The sequence below is a fragment of the Oscillatoria salina IIICB1 genome (assembly GCF_020144665.1).
GTDB lineage: Bacteria > Cyanobacteriota > Cyanobacteriia > Cyanobacteriales > SIO1D9 > IIICB1.
The window spans coordinates 70,341-87,959 of the sequence record NZ_JAAHBQ010000007.1; the positions used below are offsets into that span (position 1 = coordinate 70,341).

Here is a 17,619-nt window from a genome sequence, read left to right on the forward strand (position 1 = left end):
TAATTGCTCGGACGACAAAAGTTGGTTGTGATTTTTGTCGTCAATTTTTTGCTAAAATGAGGTTAATTACGTTTAATTCGCTAGAGCTTAATAAGTAGCGATCGCTAAATATTTTTGACCTCATTTGGGCTAAACTATAGCTACGGAAAATGAGAAAAGGAAATTCTTCGTAGCTGCGTCCGATGGGTAGGGTATTATAGGCAGGATAAAGCGAGTGAACGTAGCGAGAAAGTAAGCTGCGAAATTCGGTTGATTCTTCTTCTTCGGGTTTGCTAGCAAAATAAGCTTTCAGAGTTTCACCACTAATAAATGTAAACAAAGGTAAAGCATAGTATTGGTCTAAATTTTGGCTGTCAATCTCGAACCACTGCGATCGCTCTAGTTCACTCTTGAGCAATTTTACCAATTCTAGCGCACTTCCCTGCATTGCAGTACGCAAATTATCCGGATATTCAGAACTTTTACTAACTGCAAACATTTTCTTGATTAATTCATCTGTAGCATACTTTCTAATTTGCTCTTCTAAACTAATTGCATAAGTTTCTTCTAAGATTTTCTCGGCAATTGGAACCACAAGCAATTCACCCGTCAGATGACCTATTGCGATGTTACCTAAATCTAATAATCGGTCGAGACTACTAGACAACTCAGCAAAATTTTGATTGAATTTTTCTTGTAATTGCAAATAGGAAATCTTCTTATTATTATCCGAATTACCTGCATCACGCAAAACAAACTCAGCCTTACTAAGTAGAGCTTGTAAACTGGTATAAATATGCTGAAGCACAACATTATCTGGTTTACGATGATGCTCGTTTTTCAACTCTCTAATCAAATTAGTCATTTGACCAGAAAATGTATTTCCCGCCGCCGAAACAGACTTACCACCAATTGGGATAATTGTATAATTTTTTCTCCCCAAACGCCCGGCACCGCTTATTCTCGTCATAATTGAAGCTTTCAAAACCAGCAAAATATTCAATAAATTTAAAGTGCTTTCTTGAATTAACAATTGGCGTTCTTGACAGTTGTTTTCAAGATTATTTTCACTATCTTCTGGACAATAAACTGCTCTATCTGATAAATAAAAAATTATTTCTTTGGCTTCTGTGTCTAAAGTTTTCTTGGTAGTTAATTCAGGTTCAACCCAAAATTCTCCTCGCGCACGATATATTACTTGAATTACCTCCATTAGATTTCTTTCAATCTGAAAACGAGGTATTTCAACCAAGATATGTTTAGCTTTAGGAAAGGATAATCCCCGACTAGCTGAAGAAGTCATGAAAACTACTTTTACTTGATTTTTATACTGCTGAATTTGTTGTTTCGCTGCTTCGGAAAGGTTAGCGTGTATTTCTAAATAATCTTCATTTTTTACAAATTGTTCATGCTGTTGGCGAAGCTTTTTAATTAACTCTTCTAATCTTCTTTTATCTTGAATGTAAACTAAAACTTGACTCGAGTCAGCTTGAGATAAAAATTTATTTATATCTTGATTAATATTTCCTTGAACAGTTTTAACTAAATTGTTGTTTTCTTTCCAGTTATTTTCGTTATATTGACAACATTCAACAAAGATTTTATAAGTCAAAGATAAGCTAGTTGCTGGATAAGAATTAGCATTAATAACTCGCGCACCAAGACGGTTAAATTGAAAATGTTGTACTGCAAGAGTAACCGCAGTAGTTTTTGCTAGTCGAAAATAGATTTTATCTGCTTCTGGTGATGCTTCCGCGAGGTGCTGGTTAATTACTTCCGGGTCAACAATAGAAGCATCAGCGACAATTATTTTGGGATTAAAGCCGTAATTAGCTAATTCAAATCGGCTAAAAAATGAGCTAATACCTTTTAAAAAATTTGCCCCGCTATCGTCGCCTGTAATTTCGTCAATCATGAAAAAAACGTGCTTGATTCTTTGAAAAATTTTGCACATTCGCTGGGGAATTACTCGTTTATCGCGATCGTTATAAACTCCGGAAAAAATGCGATCTAAATGTTCGATCGTATTTTTACCATGAGGAGTTATTCTTAGTGATTGGATAGAAACTGTAGCGACAATTTGGTTAGATATTTGCTTATCGATAAGTGTATAAATTCCTTGCGAAAGACTTGACAAAACTCCAGCAGTTCGTTCGCCAGCGTCGCTAAATTTATCGGCGGTTATTCGTTTTAAACGCTTGCTTGTAATATATGCTTTTTGGTGTTGATTAGCATTAATGAAACGGATTGTTTTCGCAGTAAAATTATCTTGGTGCAGATTAGAATGATATTGTACTGTAGGCTGGTTATTGTTTTCTTTGAGAATAATTGAATTAGTGTTAAGACAAAATAAGCGATCGTCGCACAATTTGTTAGTATTGGAAGATTGAAATTTGGCAAGTAAATCGAAGTTAACTTGGTTGCGGGGACTGATATAAACAAAGAGAAAACCTTCGTCTAAATGTAAGCGGAGAAAATTAGCGATCGCAGTAGTTTTGCCAATTCCTGGATTACCTGTTAAAAAAAGATAAGTGTCGTCAGAAACAAGCGCTTTGTCAATTAATTTTGCGTGAGCATCCCTAAGATTTAAACCCGAATCTAAATTTAGTTTAGTTGCTAATTCAGAAGGAAGAATACTGACAGAATTAACAAAATTTTCGATCTTTTCCGTGTGATTAATTTTAGTTATTTCCTCATCTCTACTGTTAAGAGGTTTAGTCGATAATTCCTCAACAAATTTCTTTCCATTTTGAAAACTTTTAGCCGCATTACGCTCAATTAACTTGATAACTTGAGTACGAGCATTTTTTATATCTTGTGCTTTATCTTCATTGCGGTAAATGTGCGAACAAGTCGCCAAAAAGTCGAGATTTTCCGGACGTAGAGAGAGGGAATTCAAAGCGCGATCGCTATAACCAACCACGTTAAATACTACATCATTTTCCTGACTTAAAATGTTAGTTCTGAGCAGAAAATTATAAAAACTATAAGCATAACTTCCAGCTTGAATTAATTTGGCAGTTTCTTTATCTTTACGCTTAAATGCAGTCAGATATCGTTGCAAATCTTGAGAAAATTCTAAGCCAATATCTGTTGTTGTACCAGTGTCAATTCGGAGTTCAGAAAAAACACTTTTTGAGCGTAAATAACTGATTTTTTTCATTAGCATCCGCCGCAAAACTTCAAGATTATCCAAAGGTTCTATATCTTCTGCCGATCGAATTGAAAAAACTGATAAATCTACGCACAAAATACGATATTTTTTCCGGCAACGAATTAATATTAAAGTATCTGCTTTAAGAAATCCCCCTTTTTTTGTGTAGGGAGAAATATACTTATCAATGTTTTTCAAATCGCCAAACTGAGACAAACATTTTCTTAATTCTTGTTTAGTATCTGCGGAACCAGTCCCGAAACTATTATCTCCCGCAAAGCTACATTGATAATAAACAATTTCTAGCTTTTTAAGTTGGCGATCGCTCCATCCAGTTGAGTTAATATACTCACCAAAAAAGTTCCATCCAGAGAGATAACCTTTCTGGATAAAATATTGACTCCATTTTTCCACAATTTGAATATTTTCGGTACTAATCAAAAAATGATCTGCAACAATACGTTTGGCAATTTCTGGTAATTTTAGTTGCTCTAATTCTCGGCGATATAAATTCTTATAATTGTGCGGATACTCATTTTGTTCGATATTAGCTAAAATCCCAATATTAAAACCAACTTCAAATAAACGCCCCAATGATTCAGCAAGCATAATTCTTTTTTTTTCAGAAAATTTGGATTTTTGGTTACTTAATAAACAAACCCAGTTATGAGTTAATCTAAAATCAACTTGTTAATCGAGCATTAAAGCTTTACTAACCTCGGTTAAAAATGCCAGCGAGTTAAACTCAACTGTTTCTGTCATTTGGGGAAATACAGATAAAGCACCAAATGATTCATCACCAATAATATTTTCATAAGGATCGAGTTTCAAGCTAATTTGTGAAGTTTTCTCAAAGCGAGAAAAATGGAACAAAGTAAGATATTTTAGAATGTCATTTTTGAGAGAATTATCATCGATTAATCCTCTCATAATGTCATTATCGTCAATTACATCTGAATGGATTTTCAACAAAGTCGAATAAGAAATTACACCATTATAAAAACGGTCAGTTTTAGGTCCCACTTCAATTCCGTTAAACAAATTAAAAAAGACAATTGCTTGTTGTTTGGTATCTCTTGCTACTTTCATTAACTGTCTAGTATCTTGGAGATAAAGCGATTTGGATTTAAAATTTTTCAGCTTGTGAACATAATATTTATCAAAAAATACTGGGTAAATTTTGATATCGTCTCGCTCTCCTTTTAACTCTTTTATAAGACTGGGAGACATAAAATATAGCCCTTCATCTACATCAGTTTGGGTAATATGTAAACTACTTGTATAGGGGGCTTTAGCTATATACAAAAAGTGGCGATATCCTTGGCGATAAAGATTGCTTATTGTGTCGATTAAAATTGGTGGATTGCGATACAAACGCCGCACGTGATAGTTATCGGAAAAAGTCTTTACTGTTTCGATCCGAATTGTACCATTGTCTAAACTACTGATACTAACTACTTCTCCTGTCATGTTAGAGCAGCGATCGCGTCTTCTGCGACTATCATACCAAGCATCAGTTTCTCGACTCGCAACGACAATTATTGCTAGTTTATCTAATTGAGGTGGTTCGATATTCTCGAAACTAAAATGCTTTGGTAATCGTGAATAAAGAGAATTTAAACCATTACTAATTTTATAAGACTTAATATTATTAATTCGGAAACCTTGGGAACTAGATAAATATTTTTCGCTTAACAGATAAGATATTATTTTGGATAAATTAGCTAAAAACTTTTCTACTGGAAAAGGCTTTTTGTGAGTTCCTTCATGTAGCCGCACCATCGGAAGAAACAGATTCTTTGGAGCTTTTTCTAGTAAAATACTTATGCAAATATAAGCTAGCAATGACCAACTAAAATGATAAATAAAGGCTTCTTCAGACGTTATATTATCAGAAATTAAGTGGGTATTATTGTAAGAAAAGATAATATGTTTATGTTGTTGAAAATGGCGCTCGTAGAGATTCCAACAAGGATTGTTTTTAGTACGAGGAACCCACAAGATCGGCAAAGTTGGAATTTCTTTGATATTATATTGCCAACTAAATTGTTGTGATTCTTGATTTAAGTAATAACGAATGTCTTCTATTTCAATATTTACAGGTAGTTGACAAAGAGCGTCTGTTTCAACACCTGCGTTTTGGATTAAAATGTATTTGAGACATTGTTTGGGGTTACTTACAACAACATCCTCGAAGAAATTACCGTCTAAGTTACTATTGATATTTTCCTTAAGAACGCTTTTTCTAACAACAATTTGCCGCGAGTAGTTACCTGTTGGTAAAATTCTGTCTCTGTGGATAAAGTTCTGTAAAGCTTTTCTCAAAATAGCGATTTTACCTCGAACATTATAGTTTTCTAATTCTTGAATAATTCTTCGCAAAAGTGCTTCTTTTTCTTCTTGATTATCACCTCGCAGAGTCGGTAATATTTTCCTTTCAAAATTATGAATTGGATCGTAGTTTAAATCGTTGCTAGGATGATAACCTTCTTGTTGAGGATTGTCGCAAGCAAAGACGAAGTAATATAGAAATACTCGCTGTAAAACTTTTCTGGCAAATTTTTCTCTGTTGTAGCGATCGCGTAATTCTCTTTGATGTTCCTCACTGTCAGGATTAAGAATATCGAGATTGTAGTCGAATACGCTTTTACCACCCTGGTTTTGTACGGGGTTATTAAATTTAAATTTAAGTCCGAAAATGAATTGAGTTTCGCCTCGTTCTCGATCGGTATTTTCTCCTAAAATACCTGCTATAATTGGTACAATCGGAAGAGAATCTACAGCTTCCGCACGAGCAAAAACGTCTCGATAGTTAACTGTTGCTCCTGCATAATAAACGTCATAATCAGCATAGGCTTTATCTTGATGAGTAATGTAATATTCAATTAAGCGCAAACGTCGTCTCAAAGTTTGCAAGTAAATTAAAGCAGTTGCATCTACAGACCCAATATTGTCTATAATATAGGTTAAATAAGTTATTTTTGCTTCTTTTTTCAGTTTACCTAAAGTTTCTTGGTCTACTATTCGCTGTAGTTTATGAAACTCAGATTCATTATTTTCTACTTCTTCTTCGAGGATTTCGTGAAGTTCTTCTCGTTCTGTTTCGCTACTACAAGTCACTTCATTGTCAATATAGTTTTCAACTCCTGCTTGAAGTTCAGATTGAAAACTATTGATATGTTGAACAGAAATTGTGACTTTATGAAATTTGAGCAAAGATTCCCCACCGAAACGATTTTTATCGATACTTAGTTTTTGTTTTTGTAAGTTAGTAAATTGGCGGTTAAAATTGTATATTAAACCTAATTGTTGAGAATTACCTTGAAATTGTTCTAAATTTGTTATGAGATTTGCGCCAATAAATTCAGCTATATTATCAGTGTTGAGTGTGGTACAAAGGGATTCTCGAAGAATATCTCGAATTTGCTGGATTAATTGAGGAAAACTATTGGCAAAATTTTGGTTAAAGTTAACAGTTGCACTACGCACACCTCTAGTAGAATTTAGAGGATTTTGAATGCTTTGCCTTGACAAATTTGCAGCGATAGTATCAAGTTTGATGAGAAGGCGTTGGCGATCTCCTGAGATTTTAAAGAGGTTTTGCTGCCTTAAATAAGTAATAATTTTCTGTAAAATGTCAGTGTAATCTACAACAGGTAAGTTGTCGTCACTTTCTCTAATTACGTTTGCCATATTTACACCCTAAATAAAATACGCTGGGTATTGCTCAGTGTTTGATTAGATTGTTTTTCAAATAATACCATTTTTGGGTGTAGCTAGTCTCAAAAAGGTAAATCAGCGCTGAAGCGCTGACTACAAAGTTTAGGGGAGTGACGAATTTATAATCAAGCAAGTACAACTGATTATGATTAATCGCGCAACTGAACTGGCATTACTAAATAAGTCATTTTTAAACCACCAAGGGGTGTAAAAATAACTGGTGTGGTAGGTGAGTTAAGTTGCATTGTGATTTCGTTACTAGGAAGAGATTTTAAGCCGTCCAGCAAATACTTAGTGTTGAAACCAATTTCGATATTGTCGCCGGACATTTCCACAGACATTACTTCTTTAGCACTGCCAACATCTTTGGCATCTACACTTAAAGCAAGTTGCTGTTTGTCGCTGTCTAAGCTAAATTTGACGATGTTATTTTTTTGGTCTGCTAAGACAGAAACTAACTCTAAACTACTGACTAACCGGCGACGATCTAAGGTCAGTTGGATGCTAAATTGATTGGGGATTAGTTGTTGGTAATTGGGATACTGTCCTTCTAATTTTCTACTTGTTAAACGTCGATCGCCGAGTTCAAAAACCACTTGACTTTCGTCGATGTTAAGAGCAATCAGATCGGTTTTGTCTTGCAGGGCAAATATTCGCTCTAACTCACGCAATGCTCGTGCGGGAATGGTAATTTCAAAGTCTTCTATTTCACTTAAAGATGATTCGTTTTCTTCTTCTGATTCAGGCTCATTGGTGGTTTGGACAACTGCTAATCTATGCCCGTTTGTTGCGGCAAATTCAAAGTTATCTCCGTCAAAAGTTAGGTGAATACCTGTTAATATCTGCTTGGTTTCATCGCTACTAGCTGCGAATAAAGTTAATTTTAAACCTTCACTTAAAGCTTCGATGGGTAAAGTTAAGGCTTCGCCATCTTCAACTATGGGTAATTCGGGGTACTCGGTTGCATCCATTCCGCGCACTTGGAAGCGCCCAGAAGCGGAAATTATGGTTGCTAAAATTCCCCCTCCTAGGGTTTCTTCTTCGTCAACGATTGTGATTTCTCCTTCTCGCAAGCGGGAAACGATGTCGTTGAGGAGTTTTGCGGGTAGGCTACTTGTCCCTGGTGAGATGACTTGGGCTGGGAATGAAGTGCGAATACCGAGGCTGAGATCGAAGCCTGTTAAACTGACTTGCTGTTTTTCGGCGTCGGCGACAAAGAGGACGTTTGCCAAGATGGGATGGGTGGGGCGAGAGGGGACTGCGCGACTGACGAGGGATAGGTTGGTATTGAGGTCACTTTGGCTGCAAATAAATTTCATGGTTTTTGCTTTCGTTGATTTGGGGGTGCTATTGTACTATTTTTTGGCTGTGGAAAGCTTGTGGAAAAATCGAAGAGTTTTTCCACAGGGTATTTTTGCTTATGGGGGATTGGGAATTGGTGATTGGTGATTGGGGACTGGGAGACAAGGAGGACAAGGGAGACAAGGAGGACAAGGGAGACAAGGAGGACAAGGAAGATAAACTGCTAACTGGTAACTGTTCACTGGTAACTGTTCACTGATAACTGTTCACTGTTCACTGAAAACCCCCTCTTCAAGGCTAAGGGCGATCGCGGCTGGCGAAGTTGATGCGATCGCTTAACTGACGCAAGGTTTGGGATAGGCTGGGATCTTTTTGCTGTAATTGGGCAATTTTATCGCAACTATACATCACGGTGGTGTGATCTTTGCCACCGAATTCTTCGCCAATTCTGGGTAAACTTAAGTCGGTATGTTGGCGCATTAAATACATCCCAATTTGTCGGGCGCTGCTAATTTCTCGTCGCCGAGAATTACTTTTTAAATCTTCTAGTGAAACGTTAAAAGTATCTGCTACTGCTTGCATAATTGCTTCGGGAGAAGCGGCGACTTTTTCTACTGGTGGATTTAAGACGGGGGCGATATTTTCTACGGACATGGCTAAACCAGAAATGGAAATATAGGCTACTGCCCGAATTAAGGCTCCTTCTAGTTCGCGAATGTTAGAAGTATAGTTACTAGCAATATATTCGATTACTTCGTGGGGTAAACGCACGCGATCGGACTCGGCTTTTTTTTGCAAAATTGCCATGCGTGTTTCTAAATCTGGGGTTTGAATATCGGCAATTAAGCCCATTGAAAAGCGAGAACAAAGTCTTTCTTGTAAGCTAGGAATGAGATTTGGTGGGCGATCGGAAGCGATTACGACTTGTTTGCCTGATTCATGTAAAGTGTTAAAAGTGTGAAAAAATTCTTCTTGGGTATATTCTTTGCCTTCGATAAACTGAATGTCATCTACTAAAAGTACGTCAGCCGCGCGATAATGCTCGCGAAAACTTTGCATACTGTCTTTACGAATTGAGGCTATTAAGTCATTAGTAAATTGTTCTGTAGAGACGTAAAAAACGTTAGAATCTGAAGAAATTTCTAAACGATAATGACCGATTGCTTGCATTAAGTGAGTTTTTCCTAAACCAACTCCACCGCAAAGAAATAAAGGATTAAATTCTCGTCCGGGAGACTCAGCTACGGCTAAGGAAGCAGCATGAGCCATGCGGTTATTCGGTCCAACAACAAAGCTAGAAAAATTGTATTTAGGGTTTAATTTTGTGGGCTTAGGTTGATTACTAGATGATTGGGCGTCATGAGTTGGTAACATGGATCGGGAAACCTCAGCCTCGCCAACCGAGACATTTTCTCCTTTAGCTGATTTTAGTTGGATTTCGACTGGATGACCAACGAGCTCTGCAACTACATCGGCGATCGCGTTAAGATAATGTTTCTGTATGTGATTGAGAACAAAGGGATTCGGAGTGCAGACGACGAGACAGTTATCTTGGAATTCTTGGGCGATCGCACTCTTAATCCAAGTTTCAAAGGTAGGTCGGCTTAGTTGTTGCTGTAGGCGCTCTAGGACGTGATTCCAGAGTTGTTTGGGGGATGTTTCCACGGGGTTTGTCTCTACTTTGATTTTTAAGCGACTGAGAGCAGAATAGTATTATCTAGCTAGCCAAAATTTTGTTTCCCAGTATTTAATCATGACTGAAATCAAAGAAATTGCTCAATTAGGTAATCCAATTTTGCGCGATCGCGCGAACTTGGTAAAAAATGTTACAGATAAATCCATCCAAAGTTTAATTGATTCTCTCATGGCTACGGCTGCCTCGGCTAATGGCGTTGGCATTGCTGCACCTCAAATATCTCAATCTTATCGCTTATTTATTGTTGCTTCTCGCCCTAATCCTCGCTATCCCCACGCGCCGGAAATGGAACCTACGCCGACGATCAATCCGATAATTATATCTCACTCTGATGAAATTGTCAAGGATTGGGAAGGATGTTTAAGTATTCCGGGTTTGCGGGGTTTAGTTCCGAGGTATCGAGCGATCGCCGTAGAATATACAGACAGGTATGGTAAAGTCCAGCAAAGGGAATTAACTGATTTTGTGGCTCGGATTTTTCAGCATGAGTTGGATCATTTGGATGGTATCTTGTTTTGCGATCGCCTGGAAAGTACCCGCGATTTATTTACCGAACAAGAGTACCTAAAAAGATTATAAAGGTTTGGATGTTTGAAGTGCGGGCATCCTGCCCGCATTTTGCTGACAAAATCTCAATTTCTTTGGTAAATTTGGCGCAATTCATCAGGAGAATTCACAGTTTTAACTGCTGCTAAAATCTCTTCTAATAATTCTACATTTTCAATTCCAAGAATTTCCGGCATTAAAGCTAACCCATCATTCCCAAATTTCAACTCTAAACCTAGAGAAATTCCTGATATGAGTCCTTCTCTGCGTAACTGTCTTTCTTCGACTCGTCCTTCCTGTCTTCCTTCGACTCGTCCTTCAAGCCTTCCTTCTTGTAAAATTTGTTGATACCAAGGAGATTCTCTTAATACTGCCATATCCCACCTCATGATTTACTCAAAAGTTGCTGACAAAATCTCAATTTTTTTGGTAAACTTGGCGCAATTCATCAGGAGAATTTGCCGTTTTAACTCCTGCTAAAATCTCTTCTAATAATTCTACATTTTCAATTCCAAGAATTTCCGGCATTAAAGCTAAACCATCATTCCAAAATTTCAACTCTAAACCTAGAGAAATTCCTGATATGAGTCCTTCAAGTCGTCCTTCTTCTCTTCCTTCGAGTCGTCCTTCGAGCCTTCCTTCTTGTAAAATTTGTTGATACCAAGGAGATTCTCTTAATACTGCCATATCCCACCTCATGATTTACTCAAAAGTTGCTGACAAAATCTCAATTTCTTTGGTAAATTTGGCGCAATTCATCAGGAGAATTCACAGTTTTAACTGCTGCTAAAATCTCTTCTAATAATTCTACATTTTCAATTCCAAGAATTTCCGGCATTAAAGCTAACCCATCATTCCCAAATTTCAACTCTAAACCTAGAGAAATTCCTGATATGAGTCCTTCCCTGCGTAACTGTCTTTCTTCGACTCGTCCTTCCTGTCTTCCTTCAAGCCGTCCTTCCTGTCTTCCTTCGAGTCGTCCTTCAAGTCGTCCTTCTTGTAAAATTTGTTGATACCAAGGAGATTCTCTTAATACCGCCATATCCCACCTCATGATTTGTTGCACTAACTGAGTATCTAATACAAAGGTAGCAAAAAATGCGAGCAGATTTTCTAACTCGCTGAGTTGTTCGTCAGCACGCAAAACTTGTAAAGCTTCGCGGACAATTGTCTCTTCTCCTCCTCCTCTTAAAACGGGGACAAAGGGAATTAAAGACGTTAATGATTCCTGGAAAACTATTTCTGCGTCAACTTCCCAAAGATTAATCACGCGATAGTCTTGACGAGTTTGCAAACCTCGAAACTGAGATTCGTAGCGGTTGACAATTTCTAAATTACCACGAGGCGGTATGATATTAATTAGTACCGGATAGACGGGCAAATTGTACTTTTCGATGGCTAAAGCAGCATAAGCTAGCATTCGCTTCGGCATTTGAACTTTATAATGCAATTGTAGTTCGTTGAGGAGGATAAATTCGCCATCGCTAGGGCTATAAGCTCGTACTAAAACATCACTTTCGCGGCTAATCCATTGAAATTCGGAACTAAGAATTTCTCTAGCTTGAACGTCGGGAATTTGTGTTACCCATTTTACCCAGGTGTCGGGACTTAAGCTAATTAAACGTTTGCTTCCGATATCGGCTGGTTTAGTCATGAATGAAAGTTATTCAAGTAGATGTAATTTTGGCTTTTGGTGGGTAGAGAGTAGATTGAATTTGCTAGCAATATTTTGACGGTGATTATTGGCGGAAAAATTTACTCTGCTAATATTCAGTATATATCTATCTGGTAAATTTTATGCAAGAAAATTCTGTTATCAAAATTAATTTTGCTGATTTAGCTGTGATTAAAAATGGCAATAGTCAACGTTTACCTTTGTCGGATTTAGATAAGAATAGTCATATTCATGGGGAATTAATAATTAAGATAAAAGATCGCGGTGTGCCGCGTTTGGGTTATTGGGGAAAGAATGATGTTTGTTTCTCGCAATGGATTCAGGAGTTAACGAATATACGTCGAGAGTTTAGAGGCAAAATTGATTCTGTGTATGTTTTTGATGAGGGTGAACAAGGTCAACCTGCTTTTTTGTTTGAAAGAAAAGGAGAGATGATGTATTTGTCAATCGTAGATTCTATACTTTCTGATGGTAAGGGCGAGAAAAATTGGCAGAAGGTAGAGTTTAGTTATCGAGATTTTGTGCGCGAATACGAAGGTTTTTGTCAGCAGTTTTTCGCGGAGATTGAAAAGGCTGCACCACAAGCAGCGCATTTGTGGGTAAATACATTTTTACCGAAGTTGGGATCGCTACTAGCTTCTCTTAATTAAACCCTAATTAGTGAATTAAATTCCGTGACTTTTACCGATTACCCAATGGCGGCGGAAGAAACGGGCGAGGGAGGTTTCTTCTAATGGTAAATAAATTGGTCTTCCGTGGGGACAAGTGCGAGGGTTACGGGTATTTTTCCATTCGTCGAGGAGGGTTTGCATTTCTGGTAAACTGAGGGGTGTACCGTTACGAATTGCGCTGCGACAAGCGGTGGCTACTTGGGCTGTTTGTAAGTCTCCACCTAAGCTTAGTTCGAGGATTGCTTCGCTACAATCTTCGCGCATTTGTAACATGGCTGGGATGCTACGAATTGCCCACAAGCGATCGCCAAATGGTTCGATTTCAATGTTGATTCTCTCTAGTTGTTCGACTTGGGCTGTGGTTAAGTCGTTGAGTACGATTGGGGTTTTTAAGGGTACAATTTGCCAACCGTCTTGCAGTTGTTCGTATAATACTCTTTCGTGGGCAATATGTTGCTCGATTAACCATGCGCCGCTAGAATGTTCGGCGATGATGTAGGTTTTGTTAACCTGACCGACTGCTCGCAATTCGATTAAACTAATATCGTTGGTTTTGTCGATCGCAGATGGTTTTGGCTTGGTTTGTAAGTCGCGGCTAACTTGATATTGTCCTTTGTTTTCTGATGCTTTGATTAAGTTGGTAACTCGTTGGTTGTGGAGAGTTTCGGGAAGGGTTTCTGCATTGATGCGTAAAGCGGAGGCGATCGCGTTACCAATTTCCGATCGCCAAAAGTCAAGGTTTTGTAGGTAAATTTCGGCTTTGGCTGGATGACGGTTCCAGTCAATATTACTCGGATCGGTGGTTAAATGCAAAAAGCAAACTGGATAGCGATCGCGCGGTAAGGTTCTCGCAAATCCTGCTAATATTGTTTGTTCGAGGGGCTGCGATCGCACTAATCTCCCATTAACTGCTACTTTCACCCAGTCGGGTTTGCGTCGATGACAGCGATCGGGTAATCCTATTACTAATTCAAGCTGCGATTCGATCTTGCTAGTCTCTTCAATTACTTCTTGTTGCCACAGTTGTAAATCAGTTTCGCGCACTCGTCGCAAAATTTGCGGTACAATTTGCTGGGCAGTTGTACCGGGACTAAGATTAAACCACGGTCGTCCATTTTGCAGGACTTGCCAAATAATGCGAGGATGACAAAGGGCGATTTGGTGAATTGTTGCCTGTACTGCTTTTAACTGCTGTGTCATCGCTGGTAAACTCTTGCGACGCAACAGCCAATCGCCAAAAATATCCCCAACTGTAACGATTGTACCTGGCGCGATCGCTGCCGTCTCTCTGCTAACAACTTCTCCTTCGCGATCGTAAACTATTCGCCAACCTGCGCTATCTTCCCCTTGGGGACGGCTTAAAATCTCTAAATTTGCTAACTGGGCTAAACCGTGTAAAGCTTCCCCACGGAAACCTAAACTGGTAATCTTCCACAAATCGTCGCTACTGCGGATTTTACTCGTACTGTGTGCCTTTGCACATAATTGTAAATTTGTCAAGTCCATGCCACAGCCATTATCCGCAACTTGCACTCGCCACAAATCCGGTAACAGCGAAACCACAATCCGAGTTGCGCCAGCATCAAGGGAATTCTCCACTAATTCTCGCACCACTGCCGCCAGCGAGTCAATGACTTCGCCCGCCGCAATGCGATTGACAACATCAGCAGGAAGAGATTGAATATCAGTTGAAGATAAAGACAAGCAGCCCACAATTTTAATTTCTACAATTACACTTATAAAATAATTTGGTCAACAAATCTCGTTGCGCTTACTAAAGTTTACCATTCAATCAACACAAATCGAGTTTAAGGATTAGAAATTAGGATTTTTTGCTAATCTCTAATCCCGGAATTAGAACTGAAAGAAAATAACCAAATTTTACCCTAAACGCAATCCTTCATTTTCACATACTAATAATCTTCCTTGTCCTTCATAAATCCAAACATAACCTTCGCCACCGCCTTTACCAAAATGACCTAATTTGCGATAATCTTCAGTAATTCCTTCAGTAAAACCTTTAACTAAATCGTAATCAGCAATTAACGTTTGATCTTTATTCAAATTAATTACTTTAGCTGGAGAATTTGTTCCTAAAACAACTTTACATTCTTGATTTGGTAAGGCTTTGAGCGCTAACCGCCAGATCCCATCATTATCGCCGAGCATTTGCCGAAGTTTCAATCTTTTTGTCCCTAAAACTACACGATCGGAACAAAATTGAAAAACGCGATCGTCAAACTCCCATTGTTCATTTTCTGAGAGTTCAATATCAGTATAATAAAGAAAAGAACCTTTTTGTCTGGGCTCAAGATTAATTGTACCAGTTCCGCGATAAATAGGAGCATTGTACTCGGTTTCGGTAGTCAAAGATACCCATAAATCTTTGAGACGACTATCAGTTTTATAAGTACCATAATCGAGTTGACCGATACAGTAGTATAAAGCACCTTTTTGAATAATTACCCCCGAATTGTTTAGCTTAATTTCCAGTTGTTGCACGAAAGGAATATTTTTCGTGGGATGATAATACTTGTTGGTTTCTTTGTTGATATTATTTTGTAGATACCACAAATCTGTAGGTTCAATAATTTTAACTAAGTATTCCATTTTTGACTCTTAAGTTAGCTAGTTTTTTGACTTCGATCGCTTCTATTTTAGGGGAAATTTTGAAAATAGTTACATTTTGCTTTTCACTGGTTTTGAGTTTAGTAAAGATAGTTAAATTTAGATAAATAATTGAGGAAAATAAATAGATTTATGGTATCATAATTATGAAATTGAATTACTTGCTAAAATAACGCGATCGCGTCCTTGGCGTTTAGCTTCATAAAGTGCGCGATCGGCAGCCTCATTAAGTTGAGTTGCATCTTGTTGTTGAGGATAAATAGCAATCCCACAGCTAAATGTTACCGAAAATTCTGCACCATCAGCTTGTTGACGAACTTGGGAAAATTTAATCCGGATTTCATCGAGAACTCGCACTGCGACTTCACCGTCGGTATCGGGGAGAATGACAGCAAATTCTTCACCACCATAACGTCCAGTAATATCACTTGGACGCAAACGTTGTTTGAGCAAACGAGAGAGACTTTTCAAGACGCGATCGCCAGTCAAATGTCCGTAAGTATCATTAATTGATTTAAAGCGATCGATATCAAGCATGGCAAAAGCTAACTTAGCATTCAAGCGAGACGCACGTTTAACCTCCCCCACCAAACGCTCTTTCAGGGTAGTATGATTAAGCAAACCCGTGAGACTATCGCAAGTCATAAAAGAGCGAACCAAACGCGATCGCTCAACTCTCGGCATTACCGAAGCAATTAAATGGTGTGGTTCAATCGGTTTAGTCAGAAAATCATCTCCTCCCAAACCAATCGCCGTTAATTGCTTATTAAAATCAGTTTCTCTCGACAAAAACACAATGGGAATACCCACATAAGCAGGTTGTTGACGAATCACCGCCGCTAATTCTAAACCATTACAACCGGGCATATACATATCCATTAAAATTAAATCCGGTCGAAAATCATTCAAGTGGGTCATAATTGCCAAAGGATCGGTAACTATTTCTGTTTCCATCCCCACTTGTTGCAAAGTAATGCCATAATAAGCTGCCAAAGGCGCATCATCTTCAACAATTAAAACTCGATAAGCTTCTGTAGCTTCAACAGACGTAAGTTTATCGAGAGCATCAATCAATTCAGCAATTTTAATTGGCTTAGGAAAATAAGCTTTTCCTCCCGCTCTCACCGCTTGTAAACGAGCCATCAAATCACTGCGAGACGAAATAAATAAAACAGGCAAAGGATGAGAGCGTCCCTGCTGAATATCTTGGACAATTTTCGTCCCAGCCAACTCATTTTCTGGAAAAACAATATCCATAATTACGGCTGCGGGACTAGCCACAGACAAAGCTTTTTTTAGTTCAGATAAACGCTGAAATGTATTTACTTGATAGCCAAAACAACTAATTTGCAAAGCTAAATCTTGACAAAGAACCGGATCGTCTTCTACTAAAAAAAGCAAGCGATTATTTGAGTCAGGAGTTGCGCAAAATTCTGGAGTACAAATATTTTCCAGTGAATAGATTTGCGGGAAAGTATTTTGCTCGGGTAAAACCGATTGCGCCGCCTCTTGCAACGCCGCGATCGCCACTTCAATTTGTGCTTTTTCCTCAGTTGTCGGTAAATCGTTGCTTTCCAGAATCGCCATAAATAACAACTCCAGTCTTCGTGCAGCTTCACCAATTTTAGGAAAACCAAAACTAGCACTGGAACCAGCTAAACGATGGGTTAAATAGTGTAAACTTGAAATACGATCGCGAGCTATTTGGCAATAATTTTCATCTTTATTACTTGCAATAAAACGATTCCAAGTAGCTTCGATCGGCTCGATTCGCTCTGGCAATTGCTGGCGATAAACCGAGCGTAAAACATCAAGTCGGGATTGAAAATTATTGAGCGCTTCAGTCATAATATTTTAACCAAATTTCCTTCACAGTGGCTGACAAATTCATGGGATCGAAAGGCTTGGCAATGACATCTAAAACACCAAGTTTTTTATAATAAGCTACTTCGTGAGTTTGGACTTTAGCTGTTAAAAAAATCACAGGCGTATCTTGAATTGCGGTAATCGAGCGCAGTGCTTGTAGCGTCGCAATTCCATCCATTCCCGGCATCATTACATCCAGTAAAATTAAATCTGGAGTAAATTCCGGTGCTGTTGTTACTGCTTCCTTACCCGAAGAGCAAATTTCTACATTAAATCCCCCAACTGCTTTTAATCCCAAACTAGCCACCGTTTGGATATCAGGATCGTCTTCTACCAAGAGAATTTTATTTAGAGGTGGTGCTGTCATTATTTGTGCATTCAT

Annotated in this window: 13 protein-coding genes; 2 read left to right on the forward strand and 11 right to left on the reverse strand. The window is 38.2% G+C overall.

All coding sequences use genetic code 11. From position 1 onward, the window contains the following. Nucleotides 1-40 precede the first annotated feature (40 nt). From G3T18_RS02550 to dnaA, 4 genes are all read right to left on the reverse strand, one after another. On the reverse strand, nt 41-3,742 hold the full coding sequence (locus tag G3T18_RS02550; protein ID WP_224408952.1) for a helicase-related protein: 3,702 nt from the start codon (nt 3,740-3,742) through the stop codon (nt 41-43). Between the two features lie 81 nt (nt 3,743-3,823). Next, nucleotides 3,824-6,826, reverse strand: coding sequence for a hypothetical protein (locus tag G3T18_RS02555; RefSeq protein ID WP_224408953.1), 3,003 nt, complete (start codon nt 6,824-6,826; stop codon nt 3,824-3,826). 176 nt (nt 6,827-7,002) lie between these two features. Beyond that, nucleotides 7,003-8,172: a DNA polymerase III subunit beta gene (gene dnaN / locus G3T18_RS02560; protein ID WP_224408954.1), complete on the reverse strand. Its 1,170-nt coding sequence runs from the start codon at nt 8,170-8,172 to the stop codon at nt 7,003-7,005. 280 nt (nt 8,173-8,452) lie between these two features. Further along, entirely contained in the window at nt 8,453-9,820 is a 1,368-nt protein-coding gene (dnaA, locus tag G3T18_RS02565) for a chromosomal replication initiator protein DnaA (RefSeq protein WP_224408955.1), read from the reverse strand. An 88-nt stretch (nt 9,821-9,908) separates the two neighbouring features. Here dnaA and def point away from each other — a divergent pair, with 88 nt between their 5' ends. After that, nucleotides 9,909-10,430 (forward strand): peptide deformylase, encoded by a 522-nt coding sequence (gene def / locus G3T18_RS02570; RefSeq protein WP_224408956.1) that lies wholly within the window; start codon nt 9,909-9,911, stop codon nt 10,428-10,430. 53 nt (nt 10,431-10,483) lie between these two features. Here the strand turns inward: def and G3T18_RS02575 are convergent, their stop codons facing one another. Genes G3T18_RS02575 through G3T18_RS02585 form a run of 3 tightly spaced genes read right to left on the reverse strand, consistent with a single transcriptional unit; the run spans nt 10,484 to nt 12,051 of the window. Then, a complete protein-coding gene (locus G3T18_RS02575; protein WP_224408957.1) occupies nt 10,484-10,774 on the reverse strand; it encodes an RpnC/YadD family protein in 291 nt (96 codons plus the stop codon). Nucleotides 10,775-10,814: 40 nt separating this feature from the next. Then, nucleotides 10,815-11,084, reverse strand: coding sequence for an RpnC/YadD family protein (locus G3T18_RS02580; protein WP_224408958.1), 270 nt, complete (start codon nt 11,082-11,084; stop codon nt 10,815-10,817). A 40-nt stretch (nt 11,085-11,124) separates the two neighbouring features. Continuing rightward, complete coding sequence (locus G3T18_RS02585) at nt 11,125-12,051, reverse strand: Rpn family recombination-promoting nuclease/putative transposase (protein WP_224408959.1); 927 nt, start codon at nt 12,049-12,051, stop codon at nt 11,125-11,127. A gap of 143 nt (nt 12,052-12,194) precedes the next feature. Here G3T18_RS02585 and G3T18_RS02590 point away from each other — a divergent pair, with 143 nt between their 5' ends. Continuing rightward, nucleotides 12,195-12,722, forward strand: a complete 528-nt coding sequence (locus G3T18_RS02590; protein WP_224408960.1) for a hypothetical protein — start codon at nt 12,195-12,197, stop codon at nt 12,720-12,722. Nucleotides 12,723-12,737: 15 nt separating this feature from the next. Here the strand turns inward: G3T18_RS02590 and mutL are convergent, their stop codons facing one another. From mutL to G3T18_RS02610, 4 genes are all read right to left on the reverse strand, one after another. Continuing rightward, complete coding sequence (gene mutL, locus G3T18_RS02595; RefSeq protein ID WP_224408961.1) at nt 12,738-14,447, reverse strand: DNA mismatch repair endonuclease MutL; 1,710 nt, start codon at nt 14,445-14,447, stop codon at nt 12,738-12,740. 177 nt (nt 14,448-14,624) lie between these two features. Further along, entirely contained in the window at nt 14,625-15,353 is a 729-nt protein-coding gene (locus tag G3T18_RS02600; RefSeq protein WP_224408962.1) for an AIM24 family protein, read from the reverse strand. Between the two features lie 162 nt (nt 15,354-15,515). Next, on the reverse strand, nt 15,516-17,219 hold the full coding sequence (locus G3T18_RS02605; protein WP_224408963.1) for a diguanylate cyclase: 1,704 nt from the start codon (nt 17,217-17,219) through the stop codon (nt 15,516-15,518). After that, nucleotides 17,212-17,619, reverse strand: a complete 408-nt coding sequence (locus tag G3T18_RS02610; protein WP_224408964.1) for a response regulator — start codon at nt 17,617-17,619, stop codon at nt 17,212-17,214. Before G3T18_RS02610 ends, G3T18_RS02605 begins: the two co-directional genes overlap by 8 nt.

Coding starts and splice junctions, on each gene's coding strand:
- G3T18_RS02550 (WP_224408952.1), bottom strand. CDS start 3,742: ATGCTTGCTGAATCATTGGGGCGTTTATTTGAAGTTGGTTTTAATATT.
- G3T18_RS02555 (WP_224408953.1), bottom strand. CDS start 6,826: ATGGCAAACGTAATTAGAGAAAGTGACGACAACTTACCTGTTGTAGAT.
- dnaN (WP_224408954.1), bottom strand. CDS start 8,172: ATGAAATTTATTTGCAGCCAAAGTGACCTCAATACCAACCTATCCCTC.
- def (WP_224408956.1), top strand. CDS start 9,909: ATGACTGAAATCAAAGAAATTGCTCAATTAGGTAATCCAATTTTGCGC.
- G3T18_RS02575 (WP_224408957.1), bottom strand. CDS start 10,774: ATGGCAGTATTAAGAGAATCTCCTTGGTATCAACAAATTTTACAAGAA.
- G3T18_RS02580 (WP_224408958.1), bottom strand. CDS start 11,084: ATGGCAGTATTAAGAGAATCTCCTTGGTATCAACAAATTTTACAAGAA.
- G3T18_RS02585 (WP_224408959.1), bottom strand. CDS start 12,051: ATGACTAAACCAGCCGATATCGGAAGCAAACGTTTAATTAGCTTAAGT.
- G3T18_RS02590 (WP_224408960.1), top strand. CDS start 12,195: ATGCAAGAAAATTCTGTTATCAAAATTAATTTTGCTGATTTAGCTGTG.
- G3T18_RS02600 (WP_224408962.1), bottom strand. CDS start 15,353: ATGGAATACTTAGTTAAAATTATTGAACCTACAGATTTGTGGTATCTA.
- G3T18_RS02605 (WP_224408963.1), bottom strand. CDS start 17,219: ATGACTGAAGCGCTCAATAATTTTCAATCCCGACTTGATGTTTTACGC.
- G3T18_RS02610 (WP_224408964.1), bottom strand. CDS start 17,619: ATGAATGCACAAATAATGACAGCACCACCTCTAAATAAAATTCTCTTG.